Origin of the sequence: Bradyrhizobium sp. th-b2 (assembly GCF_000426785.1) — a bacterium.
Taxonomy (GTDB): domain Bacteria; phylum Pseudomonadota; class Alphaproteobacteria; order Rhizobiales; family Xanthobacteraceae; genus Bradyrhizobium; species Bradyrhizobium septentrionale.
Map to the genome: position 1 here is coordinate 167976 of NZ_KE384569.1, position 15806 is coordinate 183781.

Annotated in this window: 17 protein-coding genes; 11 read left to right on the forward strand and 6 right to left on the reverse strand. The window is 63.5% G+C overall.

Annotated elements, in window-relative coordinates; genetic code table 11:
- Nucleotides 1–17: 17 nt before the first annotated feature.
- Entirely contained in the window at nt 18–620 is a 603-nt protein-coding gene (locus K359_RS0149140; RefSeq protein WP_029085438.1) for a hypothetical protein, read from the reverse strand.
- Nucleotides 621–784: 164 nt separating this feature from the next.
- Here K359_RS0149140 and K359_RS56820 point away from each other — a divergent pair, with 164 nt between their 5' ends.
- Complete coding sequence (locus tag K359_RS56820; RefSeq protein ID WP_035978651.1) at nt 785–1456, forward strand: SET domain-containing protein; 672 nt, start codon at nt 785–787, stop codon at nt 1454–1456.
- A 91-nt stretch (nt 1457–1547) separates the two neighbouring features.
- Here the strand turns inward: K359_RS56820 and K359_RS0149150 are convergent, their stop codons facing one another.
- Entirely contained in the window at nt 1548–1838 is a 291-nt protein-coding gene (locus tag K359_RS0149150; protein ID WP_029085439.1) for a DUF6522 family protein, read from the reverse strand.
- A complete protein-coding gene (locus K359_RS0149155) occupies nt 1835–2260 on the reverse strand; it encodes an Rrf2 family transcriptional regulator (RefSeq protein WP_029085440.1) in 426 nt (141 codons plus the stop codon). Before K359_RS0149155 ends, K359_RS0149150 begins: the two co-directional genes overlap by 4 nt.
- A gap of 84 nt (nt 2261–2344) precedes the next feature.
- On the opposite strand from K359_RS0149155, the gene K359_RS0149160 reads away from it, so the two are divergent.
- Both K359_RS0149160 and K359_RS63980 read left to right on the forward strand, forming a co-directional pair.
- Nucleotides 2345–2806, forward strand: coding sequence for a group III truncated hemoglobin (locus tag K359_RS0149160; RefSeq protein WP_029085441.1), 462 nt, complete (start codon nt 2345–2347; stop codon nt 2804–2806).
- On the forward strand, nt 2803–2961 hold the full coding sequence (locus K359_RS63980) for a hypothetical protein (RefSeq protein ID WP_165124514.1): 159 nt from the start codon (nt 2803–2805) through the stop codon (nt 2959–2961). Before K359_RS0149160 ends, K359_RS63980 begins: the two co-directional genes overlap by 4 nt.
- Nucleotides 2962–3020: 59 nt before the next feature.
- On the opposite strand, the gene K359_RS0149170 is transcribed toward K359_RS63980, so the two are convergent.
- Both K359_RS0149170 and K359_RS0149175 read right to left on the reverse strand, forming a co-directional pair.
- Nucleotides 3021–3419, reverse strand: coding sequence for a hypothetical protein (locus K359_RS0149170; protein ID WP_029085442.1), 399 nt, complete (start codon nt 3417–3419; stop codon nt 3021–3023).
- 34 nt (nt 3420–3453) lie between these two features.
- Nucleotides 3454–3678 (reverse strand): hypothetical protein, encoded by a 225-nt coding sequence (locus tag K359_RS0149175; RefSeq protein WP_029085443.1) that lies wholly within the window; start codon nt 3676–3678, stop codon nt 3454–3456.
- Nucleotides 3679–3772: 94 nt separating this feature from the next.
- On the opposite strand from K359_RS0149175, the gene K359_RS0149180 reads away from it, so the two are divergent.
- The 3 genes from K359_RS0149180 (at nt 3773) to K359_RS0149190 (ending at nt 6064) form a co-directional block, all read left to right on the forward strand.
- Entirely contained in the window at nt 3773–4597 is an 825-nt protein-coding gene (locus K359_RS0149180; RefSeq protein WP_029085444.1) for a helix-turn-helix domain-containing protein, read from the forward strand.
- A 62-nt stretch (nt 4598–4659) separates the two neighbouring features.
- Complete coding sequence (locus tag K359_RS0149185; protein WP_029085445.1) at nt 4660–5325, forward strand: DsbA family oxidoreductase; 666 nt, start codon at nt 4660–4662, stop codon at nt 5323–5325.
- A 100-nt stretch (nt 5326–5425) separates the two neighbouring features.
- Nucleotides 5426–6064, forward strand: a complete 639-nt coding sequence (locus tag K359_RS0149190; RefSeq protein WP_029085446.1) for an NIPSNAP family protein — start codon at nt 5426–5428, stop codon at nt 6062–6064.
- Between the two features lie 262 nt (nt 6065–6326).
- On the opposite strand, the gene K359_RS56825 is transcribed toward K359_RS0149190, so the two are convergent.
- Nucleotides 6327–7634, reverse strand: a complete 1308-nt coding sequence (locus K359_RS56825) for a glycosyltransferase family 4 protein (RefSeq protein WP_198031306.1) — start codon at nt 7632–7634, stop codon at nt 6327–6329.
- A 1045-nt stretch (nt 7635–8679) separates the two neighbouring features.
- Between K359_RS56825 and K359_RS66085 the strand changes: the two genes are divergently transcribed.
- The 5 genes from K359_RS66085 (at nt 8680) to K359_RS0149220 (ending at nt 15782) form a co-directional block, all read left to right on the forward strand.
- Entirely contained in the window at nt 8680–9804 is a 1125-nt protein-coding gene (locus K359_RS66085) for a calcium-binding protein (RefSeq protein ID WP_051346871.1), read from the forward strand.
- Between the two features lie 155 nt (nt 9805–9959).
- Nucleotides 9960–10802 carry a hypothetical protein gene (locus K359_RS0149205; protein WP_245284977.1) on the forward strand — a complete coding sequence of 281 codons (843 nt, stop codon included), beginning with the start codon at nt 9960–9962 and terminating at the stop codon, nt 10800–10802.
- Between the two features lie 30 nt (nt 10803–10832).
- Nucleotides 10833–12164: a glycosyltransferase gene (locus K359_RS56835; RefSeq protein ID WP_063619012.1), complete on the forward strand. Its 1332-nt coding sequence runs from the start codon at nt 10833–10835 to the stop codon at nt 12162–12164.
- A complete protein-coding gene (locus tag K359_RS0149215) occupies nt 12136–14313 on the forward strand; it encodes a type I secretion system permease/ATPase (RefSeq protein ID WP_051346872.1) in 2178 nt (725 codons plus the stop codon). The genes K359_RS56835 and K359_RS0149215 overlap by 29 nt, the downstream gene beginning before the upstream one ends.
- Nucleotides 14313–15782, forward strand: a complete 1470-nt coding sequence (locus K359_RS0149220) for an HlyD family type I secretion periplasmic adaptor subunit (protein ID WP_029085449.1) — start codon at nt 14313–14315, stop codon at nt 15780–15782. Before K359_RS0149215 ends, K359_RS0149220 begins: the two co-directional genes overlap by 1 nt.
- Nucleotides 15783–15806 lie beyond the last annotated feature (24 nt).

Sequence of the window (15806 nt, forward strand, 5' to 3'; positions counted from 1 at the left end):
GTCGCCCCGGTAGCGTGCTAGCGCTTGGTGAGCGACGTGCTGCGGCCGCTCTGGCCGATCGTCTTCACCTGATCCGCGCCGCATTTGAAATCGCGGGCGAAGTCGTCGGCGGCCTGGCGCGCCAGCTCGTTGGCGTTGGGATTGGCCGCGACGTCGACATAGGCGACGTGACAGATCTCGCCAGGCGGGAGCCGCGTCACGGCGAGCATCGCCCGTGAGACGGGACCGCCTCGCTTGTCCTGCTCGCTGTTGTCGGCAATCAGCCAGCGCTGGATGATGGCAAAAGGCTTGCTGCCGGCTGCACGCCATTCGACGGTGTCGCCGCTCGAGCTGAATGGGCCGAACCAGGCCTGCGCCGCCGGTTCCCTGGCTGCCGCCTCGCGATTTCGGCCGACCGAGACCACTTCGCGCAGATCGCCCTCGCTGATCAGCACCACAAGGCCGGATTTCCCCGGGCAGACCCTCGTGGTGCTGCCGTCCTCCTCGCTGGGCTTGCCGATCATCCGGCAGGCCTTCGGCGCGGTCGAGGTGTAGCTGCTGCTGATCGCCTCAGAGCCAGCCTGACCAGGATTTGCGCTGGCAAGCGCCATAATGGCTGTTGCAAAAGCAAGGTATTTCATCAGGGGAGACTTACGATCCACGTTACTTTGTGTCTGACATACGCAATCTGGGGAAGGTTCAACAGACACGCGGGAAACACCTGACAGACGCGCGGAATCGTCCTAGAAGGGCGGCTTCGCAACTTTTGTCACGTGCGCCCCAGCGTGCCGTAACCTCGATCGTCATGCCCACGATATCATCCAACAAGCCTTATCGCGTCGGCCGTTCCCGTACCGGCCTCGGCCTTTTCGCCACCAAGCCGATCAAGAAAGGCGACAAGATCATCCGCTATTTCGGGCCGTTGCTCGACTCGAAGAAAAAGGATGAGGACGCGATCGAGAACAAATATCTGTTCGAGCTCACCAACCGCTGGACCATCGACGGCTCGATCCGCGAGAACCTCGCCCGCTACATCAACCACGCCTGCCGGCCGAACGCGGAATCCGACGTCCGCCCACGCAAGCGCAAGGTGTTCATCCGCGCCATCAAGAACATCGAGCCGGGCGACGAGATCAACTACGATTACGGAACCGACTATTTCAAAGCCTATCTGAAGCCGATCGGCTGCAAGTGCGACGCCTGCGAGAAGAAGCGCAAGAAGAAGCGCGCGGAGGCGAGGGCGGAGCGGCTGCGGCTGAAGGAAAAGACCGAGCGCAAGGCCCAGCGCAAGGCCGAGAAGCTTGCGGCGGAGAGGGCGAAGGCCAAGAAAAAAGCCGCGCCAAAGGTCAAGCCAAACGGCGCCAAGGCGAACGGCAAGCTGAATGGCAAGCACCTGAACGGCCATTCCTATATGAAGGCTGCCGGCAAGAAGGGCGTCGCTTCGAAGCGTGGTGACGCGCGGGCGCTCTCCGCCTGACACCGGTCTCCGGAATGAGACCGTGTGCCCAAATGGCGTGGTCTCTTTTGGCACGCGCGATGTCCGCTTGTCCGTAGGAGTGCAACAATTCTTAGCCGCCGGGCTTGCGCGCCGATGCCGGCAGCGGGGCGTCGCCGAAATCGAGTGTTGAGCGTTGGACGATCGTGCCGCGCTCGTCGATGACAAGGCGCAAGCGGCGGTGTTCCGAAAAGAAGGTCAGCCGATGCCGGCCCGCATCGGCGTCGACCCCGCGTTCCGACAGCGTCGTGATCTTTCCGGATTGCATCTTGGCTTGCAGCAACGGCACGGCGATGCCAAGCCCCTCGGCGACGACGTTGGCATCGACCTCGAACGTGCCGTCAGCGAATGCGATTCCTGTCATGACGCCCTCGCGGGCTGTCGCGGAAAGTAGGTGCAATCCGCCAACGTGCTGCCATCGAGCTCGCGCATGAAGGCCTCGCGCGCCGCCGCAAGCCTCGCCTTCAGCCGGCAGCGCGGCAGCAGCACGCAATCGCCGCCATCATCCCTGAAACATTCGACCAGTGCGCTGTCGCCCTCCAGCGCGCGCACCACCTCGCCGAGGGTGATCGCCTGCGGCGGCCGCGCCAGCGCAAACCCGCCCCCGACGCCGCGCTGGGTGGTGATGAAGCCGGCCTCGGCGAGGTCGCGCACCACCTTGGCGAGGTGATTGCGGGAAATGCCGAATTCGGCCGCGATCTCGCTGGTGGCGAACGACCGGTCCGGCTCGCCGGCCAGCCGCATCAGCGCGCGCAGGGCAAAATCCGTGAACGACGTCAGGCGCATGGGAGGCCCTCGAAAACAGAACTTGGCAGGGCTGATATAGCCCGCTAAATGGGTATTTGAAATACCTATTTATGGAGGCCCGCCATGACAGGGGCAGAACGGCGCGAGCAGATCACGGCCCAGATCGTCGAGCGGACCGGGATCACTGAGGCGATGATCGAGTGCCTCGTGCACGGCTTCTACGCCAAGGTGCGCCGCGACCCGATGCTGGCGCCGGTGTTCGACACCAGGATCCGCGATTGGGACCCGCATCTGGAGCAGATGTGCGCGTTCTGGTCCTCGGTCGCGCTGATGACCGGGCGCTATCACGGCACGCCGATGGTCAAGCATGTGCCGCTGCCGGTCGATGCCGCGCATTTCGACCGCTGGCTCCAACTGTTTGAGGCAACGGCAGCCGAGCTGTGCCCGTCCGTGGCGGCGGAGCATTTCATCGACCGCGCGCGGCGCATCGCCGCCAACCTGGAGATGGGCGTCGCCAGCGGGCAAGGCGTCATGCTCGGGGTGGGAGAGCGATACAGGCGAAACGAAGCAGGAGCAGTGCAATGAGGAACAGGGCGAAAGCGATCGCGCGTGCAATCGACAGGACGGAGTTTCAACAGGATCAGCCCAATCCGTTTTCAGGCAGCAGCCTCGTGCCGATGCTGATCATTGGCCTGGCGCTGACCTTTGCGGGCATGATTGCCGCAGTAGCTCTGAGCTGACGACCGGGAGCGGCCGCCGCGTTTGCCGCGACGGCCGCTCGTCACGTCTTCCATTCGGCTTACGCCGCGACAGTCTCGCCACTGCGGCGCAGCCCGACGTATTGCAGCTCGGCGAACACGCCGGTGGCGATCGCCTGGGCGAGGATCATGATCGTCCCGAGCAGGTTCGGCGACACCGCGCCCGAGAGCAGCAGCGCGATGCTGGCGAGCGTCCAGGCTGCGTTGCCCATGACCACCAGCATCACCACCGCTTTCGGCACTGAAGTGCGCGTGCCGAGCCAGCCGACCAGCGCGGTGTAAGCGACCAGGAACAGCCCGGTCTCGCGCAGCAGCGCTTCGGGCAGACCGAAGAACGACGCCAGCGCGCCGGCATCGAGCACCATCGCGACGGCGGATACGCCGCTGAAGATGGCGTCGGCGAGCAGGGCGCGGCGCAACAGCTGGGACGAATGGATCATGGCAGGTTCTTTCTCTGGTTGGGGATCGGGTTGGTCAGCGGAACAGGGACTGCAGCTGGCGCCACAGGCGGAACGGGCAGAGTGCCTTGCCGACCCTCATCTCGACCGCATAGACCTGCGCGAACATGAACAGGCCGGTCGCGTGCACGAGCGGCTGCGGCATGTTGAGCGAGCGCGCGACGAGCCAGGTGGCCAGATGGATCAGCCACGGGATCAGGACGGCGAAGGCGCGGATAAGGGACAGCATCAGCATGGTCATCTCCTGTGCCGTGGAAGATGAGCCGGCCCGCGCGCCAATTCGATTACCCCGGACGTAATGGAACGACCGAATTTCGTATGGTAGGTTTTGCACCATGAACGCACATGCATCCTTGGCGCGAGCCGAGCCCGCAAAACCCGTCCTGATCGGCGAGCACCTGCGCGAGTGGCGGCAGCGCCGTCATCTCAGCCAGCTCGACCTTGCCGTCGATGCCGAGATCTCGGCGCGGCATCTGAGCTTCGTCGAGACCGGACGCTCGGCGCCGTCGCGCGACATGGTCCTCAAGCTGGCGGAGCGCCTCGACGTGCCCCTACGCGAACGCAACGTGCTGCTGGTCGCCGCGGGTTTCGCCCCCGCATTCCCGCAACGCCCGCTGGACGATCCCGCGCTGAGATCGGCGCGCGAGGCGATCAACCTGGTCTTGAAGGCGCATGAGCCGCATCCGGCGCTGGCCTATGACCGGCACTACAATCTGGTCTCGGCCAACCGCATGGTGGCGCCGTTGCTCGAGGGCGTGCCGCAGCGGCTGCTCGGCCAGCCCTTCAACATCCTGCGGCTCGCCTTCCATCCGGAAGGGCTGGCGCCGCGTACCGTCAACCTGCCGGAATGGGCCGCGCATCTGCTCGAGCGGCTGCACCGCCAGTGCGAGGCCACCGCCGATCCGGAGCTGCTGAAGCTCTATCAGGACCTGAGGTCCTACCCGATCCCGGCGCGCTCGGCCCCGATCGCTCCCGACAACAATGTCGCGCTCCCGTTCAAGCTGCGCCTCAATGGCGAGATCCTGAGCTTCATCTCGACCACCATGGTGTTCGGCACACCCGTCGATATCACGCTGCAGGAACTGGCGCTGGAGACCTTCTTTCCGGCCGATGAGCTGACCGCCGAGCGGATGCGGCAGATGGCAGCCAGTATGAAATAGCGGCTTGTCTCGGGGCACTTTCGGCCTACCTTTGCGGTTCCATCTCCGCCGGGAACCCCGCCATGAGCGACCTGAAGCCGCTTCGCCTCGATATCGTCTCCGACGTCGTTTGCCCCTGGTGCTATATCGGCAAACATCGGATCGAGGATGCGCTCAAGCTGGTGCCGGATGTGCCGGTCGAGGTGCACTGGCGGCCGTTCTTCCTCAACAACTGGGTGCCGCGCGAGGGCATCAGCCGCGACGAATATCTCACCGCCAAGTTCGGCTCGGTCGAGGCCTACAAGGGCATCGCCGGCCGCGTGGTCGCCGCCGCCAATGAGGAGGGGCTGACCTACCATCCCGAGCTCGTCAAGCGGCAGCCCAACACGATCGACTGCCACCGCCTGATCCACTGGGCCGAGGCCGAGGGCAAGGCGGCCGAGATGAAGCAGCGGCTGATGGAGCTCTATTTCCGCGACGGCGGCGATCTCACCGACATCAACGTGCTGGTGCAGGCGGCAGCCGATGTCGGGCTCGACGCCGACGACGTCCGCAAGCGCCTTGCCACCGACGAGGACACGGCCCTGGTCTCTGCGCAGGCCCAGGAGGCCGCCGAGAAGGGCATTTCCGGCGTGCCGACCTTCGTGTTCGCGCAGAAATACGCGGTCTCCGGCGCCCAGCCGGCCGAGCAGCTCGCCCGCGCCATCCGCGAGGTCTCGGCCGAGATCAACGCACAGGCGGCCGAGTAGTCCGCAATCCCTTTCGAAAGCCTGGCTCACGCCGGGCTTTTTCGTCTTGCCCATTTCATCTTGCCCGCACGATCGATCGGGAACAATCAGGGAGACAACCATGATCTATGAGCTGCGCACCTACACGGTACGTCCAGGGACTGTCGGCGAGATGGTGAAGGCGGCGAGCACGATCTCGCGCGATATCCGCGGCGACAATTTCGGCAAGCTCGAGGGCTACTGGATCACCGAGATCGGTCCGCTCAATCAGGTCATGCACATGTGGAGCTACGCCGATCTCAACGAGCGGAGCCGGCTGCGCGGAGAGCTCGCGAAAAATCCGCGCTGGACCGGCGAGTACATCCCGGCGATCCGTCCGCTGCTGGTGCGCCAGGAGGTGCGGCTGCTGAATGCGATCATCCCGCCGGTGACGCCGGCGACGACAGGCAACATCTACGAATTCCGCAACTATCGCGCCAAGCCGCTCGGCGGCGTCAAGCAATGGCTCGATCTGATCACCGGCGTGCTGCCGGAGCGCGAGAAATATTCCAAGATCGTCGGCCTCTGGCACACCGATTCCGGGCAGCCCAACGAGGTCTGCCATATCTGGGCCTATCCCGATCTCAACGCCCGCGCTGCGGCGCGCGGCGGGGCGATGAAGGATCCGGCCTGGCTGGAATTCCTCAGCAAGGGCACGCTGCTGCTGGAAGAGATGCACTCGACCATCATGCTGCCGGCGCCGCACTCGCCGTTGCAGTGAGGGCCGCGATCATCCGCGGTCGTCCTGCCGGGCACGCAGGCAGAAGGCCCCACCCGATGTTTCCATCGGATGAGGCCTTCCAAGCAAGGGCGCGCGCCGCCTGAGAAACAGCGCGCTGCAACGCTAGTCGGGCCAGCTGACACCAACCTGACAGCGGGAGCCAATTGTTTCCCGGTGTGTCCGGATGGCTAGGAAAGGGTAAACCGTTCGCGGTCGCGAATGCGGCCACCGCGATGCGCCATTGCTCGAGCCAGCCGCCGGATTACGATTTGCTCGCGGAAGGCGTCGCTTTCGGTTTTGACTGCAGGGTGAGGACACCGCATTTGGTCAGAACCATCACCGTTCGTTCCACAGATTCACCGGGTACGTTGGGCATGTGTCGGATCAGGTCCGACATCGACAACGACGGGCCATGCTTTTCAAAGGTGCCGACGATCTCGTCCACAACCTGCGGCCTGGCAACTACCTGAGCGGCCCGCGCGATACTTTCGGCGGAAAGCCTGCGTTGCACTTCCTTGCGGTCCACGCCTTCGCCCAGCGCGAATACGCATGCGCCGTCGAGCGTTCGCGTCGGATAGGAGTTGAACATCGTGAACGGATTGAGCCGGTCCGGCCGGATTGCTCCTGCCGGCACGGTGCCTTCGACCTTGCTTCGCCTGCGCGCTCCGAGTTCGGTCCAAAGCTGTGCGTACAGCTTCATGATCTGCGACCAGTCATAGTGATCGCGCGCTCGCTTCTGCCCGGCTGCTCCCATCTGCCGCCGCAGGTCGGGATTGGCAAACAGCGTCGAATAGGCGGTCGCGGCGGCGGGGATGTCGACTGCGATCATCTGGCTCGTGAGGGCGGTATAGGTATCGTAATTGTCGAAGCCGAAGTCTGCCCGCTCGACGAGGAACTCGGCCGAACCTGGCGGCAAAGTGAGGGTTGGCACCCGGAAGCCGTCGGTACCGTGACGAATGGTCTCCTTGTAGCCGTTCCAGTCCGACACCACGACCGGCAGGCCCGAGGCCATCGCCTCGACCGGCGTGAGGCCGAACGTCTCCTGAAAATTGTCGGCGAGCGAGGTGAAGATGTCGGCCGCCGCCCATGCGGCCTTCAGATCCTTGGCCTTGCGCCCGTCGACGAAGATGCGCCGCAGAGACGGGCCAAATTGGGCGCACTCGCGGACATAGAGCTCCTCGGTGGCGTCGCGGCTGAACCAGCCGGCCAGCACCAGCACGACCTTATGTCCCTTGCTGGCCTGTTCCGCCGCCAGCAGCATGGGAACGTGGTGGGCCTTGGCATGGAAAGACAGGCGTCCGACGTAAAGCAGGACGATCTCATCGTCGTCGATTCCCAACATCTGCCTGGCGCGTTGCCGTTCGCCTTCGCGAAAGGTGAAGTCGGCGCAATTGACCCCGAGCGGGATCACCGGAAGCTGCGGTATCGGCATTCGGCGCGCGCCCAGCCTCGCCTTCAGGAATGCGGCCTGCGCCTTAAGCAACTGGTCGACGCTCTTGTGCACTGCAAGAGAGGTGCAAATAACCGCATCCCAATGCTCGAGCGGACTGAGCGGCATCGACGACAGCATCCCCATCGCAACATGGGTCATCGTCGTGTGCGTGATGCCGCACAGGCTATAGGCGCGAGGCGAATGCCGCGCCCGCCGCCAGGCGTACGGGCCGAGGCCGGGGTCGGGTAGATACAGCAGCCCTGGTTCGCCAAGACGTCGATGCGCCGGCGGCGGCAGCCATTCGATGGTGGTGGTATCCGATCCGGAACGCCTTATATCGGTCGCGAACTGATCGACAAATTCCCGCTTTGGTGTGTAGCAGAACAGCCGTTCCGGTTTCTCGCGCGCCAGCGCCTTGAGAAATCCCGCTCCGGCAGCCTGACGTCCCATGATGCGCTTGTCGCCAAGCGAGTAGGCTTCGGGGAGATAGAAAATCGCGGCTGGGGGAAACGACATCGGAGCATCCAAAATCAACAATACCGGAGATTGATAGCAGGTGGGGCGGTTGCAGTGGAACCTGATTTCTTTTTTCCGTCACCTTGAACCTGCAACCTGAGGGCGATAGCGCGCCCGGCGAACGCCGTGTTAGCGTAACGGCGTATTTGAGAGGTTCGGCCCCCGTGGCCGGCATCGTTTGGGTTGGCTTCGATTTGTGGCCGCCCTCGCTTTTTTTAGCGGCTCGACGAAGAGCCTGCATATTGACGGAGATTTTTCATGGTCGGCCGCGACACGGCAGTTTGTTGATCAGCGCAAATGTGAGCGCGACCACAGTGCCCGGCGGCGAATTCCCCTATTGTTAGTCGGCGAGGCGGGGTCCGGGACCCTTCTTCCGAGCCTCTATTTGGTGTTTTGAGCCGGGGCAGGCGGCCTCGCAACTCCGGCTTCTGGTGCCAAGCGCCGGTCGCCTATCTCTACGGCCGGCCTTGGAAATTAAAGCAGGTGATTTTCGATTGCATTGAACCTTGCAACCATCGCCGATACCAAAACAGTTGGATGCTAGGTCAACGCCTTGTTTGAAGACCGGCCTTTCGAGGCCATTTCGTCCCCCGGCGGTTCCCCATATTTGGCCGCCTCTAAGTTTTTGGCCGGCTCGACGAAGAGCCAATATTGACGGAGATATTCCATGCCCGTGTTTTACGGCGACAGCACCAACAACAGCGTCTTGCCCTCAGATAACTTCGATTCACTCTATGGCGGCCAGGGCAACGACACGATGGGAAGCAGCATTGTCGGCTTCGACTACTGGGAGGGCGGCCAGGGCAACGACTATATCTATGCGCTTTGGAGCAGCACGGCATTCGGCAATTTCTACGGCGGTGACGGCAATGATTTCATCCAGGGTGGCAATAGCACCGCTAGCCAGTTCGAGTACGGCGGCAGCGGCGACGACTATATCCAGGAAGATTCGAGCGGTCTGACCACGCAGCTCCACATCATCGATGGCGGTGCTGGCCGCGACCGCTTGGATGGCTCAAACGGCAACGACACGATCTACGGTGGCGACGGTAGCGACAGCGGCGCCGCCATCACTGGCGCTTTCGGTTCCGTGACGCCGGGTCTGTACGGCGGCCTCGGCAACGATGTCCTTGCAGGCGGCGGCGGCGATGACCTCCTGTTCGGCGGTGACGGCAACGATTTGATGTATGGCGGCACCGGCAACGATACGTCGTATGGCGGCAACGGCAACGACACCATCAGCGGAGATGCCGGCACCGATCTGCTCGAAGGCGACGCCGGCGACGACTGGCTCTACATGAGCAGTGGCAACCTCAGCAATGCCTACGGCGGAACGGGCAACGACGTCATCATCGCCACCCAGGGCTCGGCGGTCGAGAATGGCGACGACGGCAACGACGTCATGTTCGGCGACCAGGGCAACGACTATCTCTACGGCGGCAACGGCGACGACACCATGTACGGCGGTGCCGGGGTTGACGTTCTGCTCGGCGGCGCCGGCAACGACTATTTCGATGGCGGCACCGGCGTGAACTACTACTTCGGCGGCGGCGGCAACAATACGTTCGTCTCCAACGACGTGCCGGGCGTCGAGGTGGTTCAGGACTTCAACGCAGCCACGGATACCGTGCAGCTGAATGGCACCGGCTTCAGTTCGTTCGCTGACGTGCTGTCGCACTCCTACCAGAACGGCGCCTACTTCGTCGTCCAGGTCGATGGCGACACTGCGGTCTGGCTGAACGGCGCTTCCGCAGCCACGGTCACGGCGGCGAATTTCTCGATTGTCAGTTAACGAGAGGGGCCCGGGAGCTTTCTCCCGGGCCCCCTTTCCGCCGCCGCCAATCCGGACTGGATGGTTCGAAAACCCCCAGTTTCCCAGATCGAAAGCGCCCGTCCGCTTTGACCGCGGTCGGGCGCGGAGCGTTTCAAATTGGTTAGCCCGTGGTTTTGCGGGATCTCGACGCGACGAAGTTGGAAGTGCATGAACCGGCCGAAGCAACTATGATGGCCGGTATTGAGGTTAGGGGAATGTTTGATTTCTTGAAGCGAAAGGTGTCTCTCAACAGGGCCGTCGAGGTTGGTTGGACGCTTGACACCAACAAGGCCACCTTCATGTGGGAGGCCCCGAGCCGGCTCAGCCGGGAAGAGAAGCGCACCGCGCACGCCAAGGCCGTGACATATTGCCCCGCCGTGATCGATCACGAAGCGCGCATCTTCCAGGTCAACTGCCCGGTCGACATTCAGCTTCGGATCGCGATCGATCCGAAAACCAACGAGCCAAAGCTCAGCAGCACGGCCGGTGACATGTCCTCGATCCGGCCGAAGGCACTCGCGGAACTGGTCAAGCTCAACTCCCCCAAGGAATGGCGTCATCCGAAGCGGCCAATTCTGCAAATTGGGAGCCCGTACGTCTTCCTGGCCGACGAACTCGTCTACATGATGCAGTTACCGGCCTTCAATCACTACTACACGACGCCGTTGCCGGGCGTGATGATCGGCGGCCGGCTGCCGATTCATATCTGGCCGCGCCCGATGATGTGGGCCTTCGAATGGCATGACATCAGCAAGGAACTGGTGCTGAAGCGCGGCGATCCTTGGTTCTACGTCCGCTTCGAATTCCAGGATCCAACCCGGCCGGTCCGCATGGTCGAGGCGGATATGACGCCGCAGCTGCGAGAATACATGCAGGGCGTGTCGGCCGTGACCAACTACGTCAGCCGGACCTATTCATTGTTCGAAACCGCCAAATCGCGACGGCCGAAAACCTTGCTTGTCGAGAAACAGCGCTAGGAAAGCACCTCAACCCGAACCCCGATTGTCATGCGCATTCTTTTCATCCACCAGAATTTTCCAGCGCAGTTCAGGCACATTGCTCAGCTCCTGAAGCGCTCCGGCGACCAGGTCCTGGCGCTTTGCGACAGCCGCAACACGAAGCCGGAAATCGTGCCGGTCCGGCGCTACCGTTTCAACGACGCGAATGTCGGCAAACCCTCGCCGCTGGCGGCTTCCTTCTCGCAGCACGTGGTGCGGGCGCGGCACGCCGCCGATGAGATGCTGAAGTTAAGAGAGCAAGGGTTCGTTCCGGATCTCGTTTTCGGCCACGTCGGCTGGGGCGAAACGCTGGCGGTGCGCGATGTCTGGCCGTCTGCAAGGCTCGCCGTCCATGCCGAGTTCTACTATTCGGCCGACGGGGCGAATATCGGTTTCGATCCCGAGTTTCACTCGACATTATCATTCAACGAGCGCTTTGCCGCGCGCCTGAACAATGCGCCGATCCTGCTCGCGATGACGGACGCCGACGCCGCGGTTGCTCCGACGCACTGGCAAAAGATGCGATACCCCTCGCATCTGCAATCCAAGATCCAGGTGCTGCACGAGGGCATCGACACCGACATGGTGGCGCCCGATCCCGCGGCGACCTTTGTCCTGCCGAACGGCCGGTCGCTCGGCCCGCAGGACGAAGTCATCACCTTCGTCAACCGCAATCTCGAGCCCTATCGGGGCTATCATATCTTCATGCGATCGCTGCCGGCGATCCTCGAAGAGCGGAAGAACGCCCAGGTCGTGATCGTGGGAGGCGACGGCGCCTCGTATGGACCGAAGCCGAGGGACGGCCGCAGCTGGAAGAACATCTTCCTGGAAGAGGTGCGGGATTCGCTGCCGCTCGATCGGGTGCATTTTGTCGGATCGATACCGTACGACAGGTTCGTTGCGCTAATGCAGATATCGAGCGCGCACCTGTATTTGACCTATCCGTTCGTGCTGTCCTGGTCGATGCTGGAGGCGATGAGCGCCGGCGCGCTGGTGATCGCCTCGAAGACGGCGCCGGTGGAAGAGGTGATTGTCGACGGTGAGAACGGTCTGCTGGTCAATTTCTTCGATTCAGAAAGGCTGGCCGAACTCACGATCGAGGCGCTGGCCGCTCCGTCGCAGTTCCGGGGCCTGCGGGAGACCGCGCGCCGCACGATCGTCGATCGGTACGACCTGAAGCGGCGCTGCCTGCCGGAATGGGCGGAATTCGTCCGGCAGTTCGATCCGGCCAGACGCGGCAAGCCGGCAAAGGACGGCGTCGAGCGCATCCTCGGTGTTGAGAGCGGTATTGCGGTTGTAGCAAGGGATAGTCATGACGTTGCAATCAGCAATCCCCGATAACGACGACGCTCCGGCGTCGGTCGAGAAGGTTGATACCGGCCTGTATTCCGTGGCTTTGGTGGCGGGCTATTTCCGCATCGCCGCCGACCCCCGGCAACTCGGCCACGAGTTGGGACTAGCCGGACGGCTCGCTGAGTCCGCGGACCTCGTTGCGGCCGCAAAGCGCCTGGAGTTGAAGGCGCGCTGGATCGCCAACGCCACGGTGAAGCGCCTCACCAACTGTCCCTTGCCTGCCATCATCGGGCTCAAGGAAGGCGGCTTCCTGGTGCTCGCGCCGGGCGGCAAGGCCGGCCAGTTCCGTCTCGCCGATCCGGTGCGCCGCAGCAGCGCCGAGGTCGATCTCGAGCAGTTGGCCCAGCAATGGGACGGCAACATCGTCCTGATCACGCGGCGGGCCGGCGGCGCCGGCGTCAATCCGAAGACATTCGGCTTCAACTGGTTCCTGCCCTCGATCTGGCGCTACCGGCGCGTGCTCTCGCACGTTCTGCTGGCATCGTTCTTCGTGCAGATCTTCGGCCTGATCACGCCATTGTTCTTCCAGCTCGTGGTCGACAAGGTGCTGGTTCACAAGGCGATGTCGACACTGATCGTGCTGGTCGTCGGGATGGTGTCGCTTGGCCTGTTCGAGGCGACGCTGCAATATCTGCGCACCTATGCCCTGAGCCACACCACCAACCGCATCGATGTCGAGCTCGGGCGGCGGCTGTTCCATCATCTGTTCCGGCTTCCGATCGCCTATTTCGAGACCCGCGCAACCGGCCAGACGATCGCGCGCGTGCGCGAGCTCGAGACCATCCGGAACTTCCTGACCGGCCAGGGACTGACGTCGCTTCTCGACCTGTTCTTCACCTTCGTCTTTGTCGGCGTTCTGTTCCTCTATTCGGTGCCCCTGACGCTCGTGGTGCTGGCGACGCTGCCGCTCTACGTGCTGATCGCGGGCCTGATCCGTCCGTTCCTGCGCGAGAAGATCCGGGAGAAATTCAATCGCGGCGCGCGCAGCCAGCAGTTCCTGGTCGAGTCGATCGTCGGCGCCCTGACGCTCAAGGCAGCCAGTGTCGAGCCGATCATGCAGGCGGAGTGGGAGGACCGGCTGGCCGCCTATGTCCGCACCTCCTTCGAAGCGTCGATGCTGGGCTCGCTCGGACAGAACCTGATCCAGTATGTCGGTCGGCTCACCACGGCGATGATCCTGCTGTTCGGGGCGCAGGCGGTGATCGCGGGGACGATGACCGTCGGCGAACTGATCGCCTTCAACATGATCTCGAGCCAGGTGCTGCAGCCGATCCTGCGGCTGTCGCAGCTCTGGCAGGATCTGCAGCAGGTTCAGGTGTCGGTCGAGCGGCTCGGCGACATCCTCAACACGCCGGTCGAGCCGATCCCGGCGAGCCTGCCGACCCTGCCGCCGCCGAAAGGCGATATCGAGTTGCGCGACGTGTCGTTCCGCTATCAGCCGGGCCGTCCCGAGGTGCTCCGCAACATCTCGCTCCGGATGAAGGCCGGTGAGGTGATCGGGGTCGTCGGGCCTTCGGGCTCGGGCAAGTCGACGCTGACCAAGCTGATTCAGCGGCTCTACCTGCCGGAGCGCGGCCAGGTGCTGCTCGATGGCGTCGATGTGGCGCAACTCGACCCAAGCTGGCTGCGCCGGCAGATCGGTGTCGTGCTGCAGGAGAACCTGCTGTTCAACCGCACCATCCACGAGAATATCGCGTTGGCGAATCCGGCGATGACGCGGGCGCAGGTGATGCACGTCGCGCGTCTGGGCGGCGCGGACGAGTTCATCGGAGCGCTGCCGCAAGGCTACGACACGATGATCGAGGAGCGCGGCAGCAACCTGTCGGGCGGGCAGCGTCAACGCATCGCCATCGCCCGGGCGCTGGCGACCAACCCGCGGATCCTGATCCTCGACGAGGCGACCAGCGCGCTCGACTACGAAAGCGAGCGCATCATTCAGAACAACATGCGCGCCATCACCAAGGGCCGCACCGTCATCATCATCGCGCACCGGCTCGCCGCGGTGCGGCCATGCAACCGCATCATCGGCATGGTCGACGGCAAGATCGTCGAGCAGGGCAATCACGACCAACTGATCGCAAACAGCGGCAGCCTCTACGGCCGTCTGTGGTCGATGCAGAACGATTGGACAAAGTGATGGGCAAGGAAGTCACACCGGCTCGCCAGGTTCTTTTTCCATTCAAGTCGGACGTTCGCGGCGCCGACCGCGAGTTCCTGCCGTCCGCGCTGGAGATCCTGGAAACCCCCGCGTCGCCGGTCAAGGTGGCGCTGATGCTCACGATCTGCGCCTTCGTGGCGGCCGCGCTCGCCTGGTCGGTGTTCGGCAGGCTGGACGTGCATGCGGTGGCGCTCGGCAAGATTGTTCCTTCCGGACAGACCAAGTTCATTCAGCCCTTTGATCCGGGCACGGTGGTTTCGTTGTCGGTGACCAACGGAATGCGCGTCGAGGCCGGACAGGAATTGATGGCATTTGATGCCGCCGAGGCCGAGGCCGAGGCGAGGCGGCAAAGCGAGGCGGCGAGTGCGCTTCGCGCGGAGGTCGCCCGCCGCAAGGTGGCGATCGATCAGGCGAAGGCCTGGCCGGTCAAGCCGCTGTTCCCGGTGGCGGACGTCGAATGGCAGGATGACGTGCCGCCTGCGTTCCGCAGCCGCGAACATCGTGTGCTGGCGGCAGATCTTTCCCAGCTCGCCGAGACCATCGGCACGCTGGAGAAGCAGATCGCGCAGAAGCACGCGACCCGCGAACGCCTCAACATGAGCATCGCCTATCAGACCGAGCTGATCAAAACGCTGCAGGATCGCGTGGCGGTTCGCGAGGCCTCGCTCAAGCTCGAGGTCGGCACCAAGATCAATCTGTTCGATGCGCTGGAGTCGCTGGACAAGTCCCGCTCGTCGCTTGCCAGCGACAAGGGTCAGCTGCTCGAGACCGAGGCTGCAATCGTCGAACTGCGCGGCGAAAAGGACAAAGATCTCGCGACCTTCATCGCCGATAACAGCACGAAGCTCGCCGATGCCGAGAAAAAGCTCGACGACGCCGTGCAGCAATATGCCAAGGCCAATACCAAGCTGATCCGCACCAAGCTGCTTGCCCCGACCTCCGGAACCGTGCAGGCGCTTGCGGTCACGACGCTCGGCCAGGTCGTCACGACCGGCCAGCAGCTTCTGAGCATCGTGCCGGATGGCGGGCGGCTGCAGGCCGAGGTCTATGTGGCGAACACCGATATCGGCTTCATCAAGGTCGGCCAGGACGTCGTGGTCAAGGTCGACACGTTCCCGTTCACCCGGTTCGGCTCGCTGCATGGCAAGGTCATCAACGTCGCCAACGACGCGATCGACGAGCAGACGGCGCGGCGCCAGCAGGCCAACCCCACCAGCACCGTGAATGCGATGGCGAACACGCCGAGCGCGCCCGGGCAGCCGCAGAATTTTGTGTTCCTCGTCACGGTGGCGCTGGAGGAATCGGCGATGAAGATCGATAACGTGATCATACCGCTCACCCCGGGCATGACCCTCACCGCGGAAGTCAAGACCGACGACCGCCGCATCATCAGCTATCTGCTGTCGCCGCTCACCAAGGTTGCCTCCGAGGCATTCAGGGAACGCTGAGGACCTCGCTCCGAGGCCGTCGCG

What these genes read in the sequence shown, in the direction of transcription:
- K359_RS56835 (WP_063619012.1), top strand. Translation starts at nt 10,833, where the DNA reads ATGCGCATTCTTTTCATCCACCAGAATTTTCCAGCGCAGTTCAGGCAC.
- K359_RS0149215 (WP_051346872.1), top strand. Translation starts at nt 12,136, where the DNA reads ATGACGTTGCAATCAGCAATCCCCGATAACGACGACGCTCCGGCGTCG.
- K359_RS56820 (WP_035978651.1), top strand. Translation starts at nt 785, where the DNA reads ATGCCCACGATATCATCCAACAAGCCTTATCGCGTCGGCCGTTCCCGT.
- K359_RS0149150 (WP_029085439.1), bottom strand. Translation starts at nt 1,838, where the DNA reads ATGACAGGAATCGCATTCGCTGACGGCACGTTCGAGGTCGATGCCAAC.
- K359_RS0149155 (WP_029085440.1), bottom strand. Translation starts at nt 2,260, where the DNA reads ATGCGCCTGACGTCGTTCACGGATTTTGCCCTGCGCGCGCTGATGCGG.
- K359_RS0149160 (WP_029085441.1), top strand. Translation starts at nt 2,345, where the DNA reads ATGACAGGGGCAGAACGGCGCGAGCAGATCACGGCCCAGATCGTCGAG.
- K359_RS0149175 (WP_029085443.1), bottom strand. Translation starts at nt 3,678, where the DNA reads ATGACCATGCTGATGCTGTCCCTTATCCGCGCCTTCGCCGTCCTGATC.
- K359_RS0149185 (WP_029085445.1), top strand. Translation starts at nt 4,660, where the DNA reads ATGAGCGACCTGAAGCCGCTTCGCCTCGATATCGTCTCCGACGTCGTT.
- K359_RS0149140 (WP_029085438.1), bottom strand. Translation starts at nt 620, where the DNA reads ATGAAATACCTTGCTTTTGCAACAGCCATTATGGCGCTTGCCAGCGCA.
- K359_RS0149220 (WP_029085449.1), top strand. Translation starts at nt 14,313, where the DNA reads ATGGGCAAGGAAGTCACACCGGCTCGCCAGGTTCTTTTTCCATTCAAG.
- K359_RS63980 (WP_165124514.1), top strand. Translation starts at nt 2,803, where the DNA reads ATGAGGAACAGGGCGAAAGCGATCGCGCGTGCAATCGACAGGACGGAG.
- K359_RS0149170 (WP_029085442.1), bottom strand. Translation starts at nt 3,419, where the DNA reads ATGATCCATTCGTCCCAGCTGTTGCGCCGCGCCCTGCTCGCCGACGCC.
- K359_RS56825 (WP_198031306.1), bottom strand. Translation starts at nt 7,634, where the DNA reads ATGCTGTCGTCGATGCCGCTCAGTCCGCTCGAGCATTGGGATGCGGTT.
- K359_RS0149180 (WP_029085444.1), top strand. Translation starts at nt 3,773, where the DNA reads ATGAACGCACATGCATCCTTGGCGCGAGCCGAGCCCGCAAAACCCGTC.
- K359_RS66085 (WP_051346871.1), top strand. Translation starts at nt 8,680, where the DNA reads ATGCCCGTGTTTTACGGCGACAGCACCAACAACAGCGTCTTGCCCTCA.
- K359_RS0149190 (WP_029085446.1), top strand. Translation starts at nt 5,426, where the DNA reads ATGATCTATGAGCTGCGCACCTACACGGTACGTCCAGGGACTGTCGGC.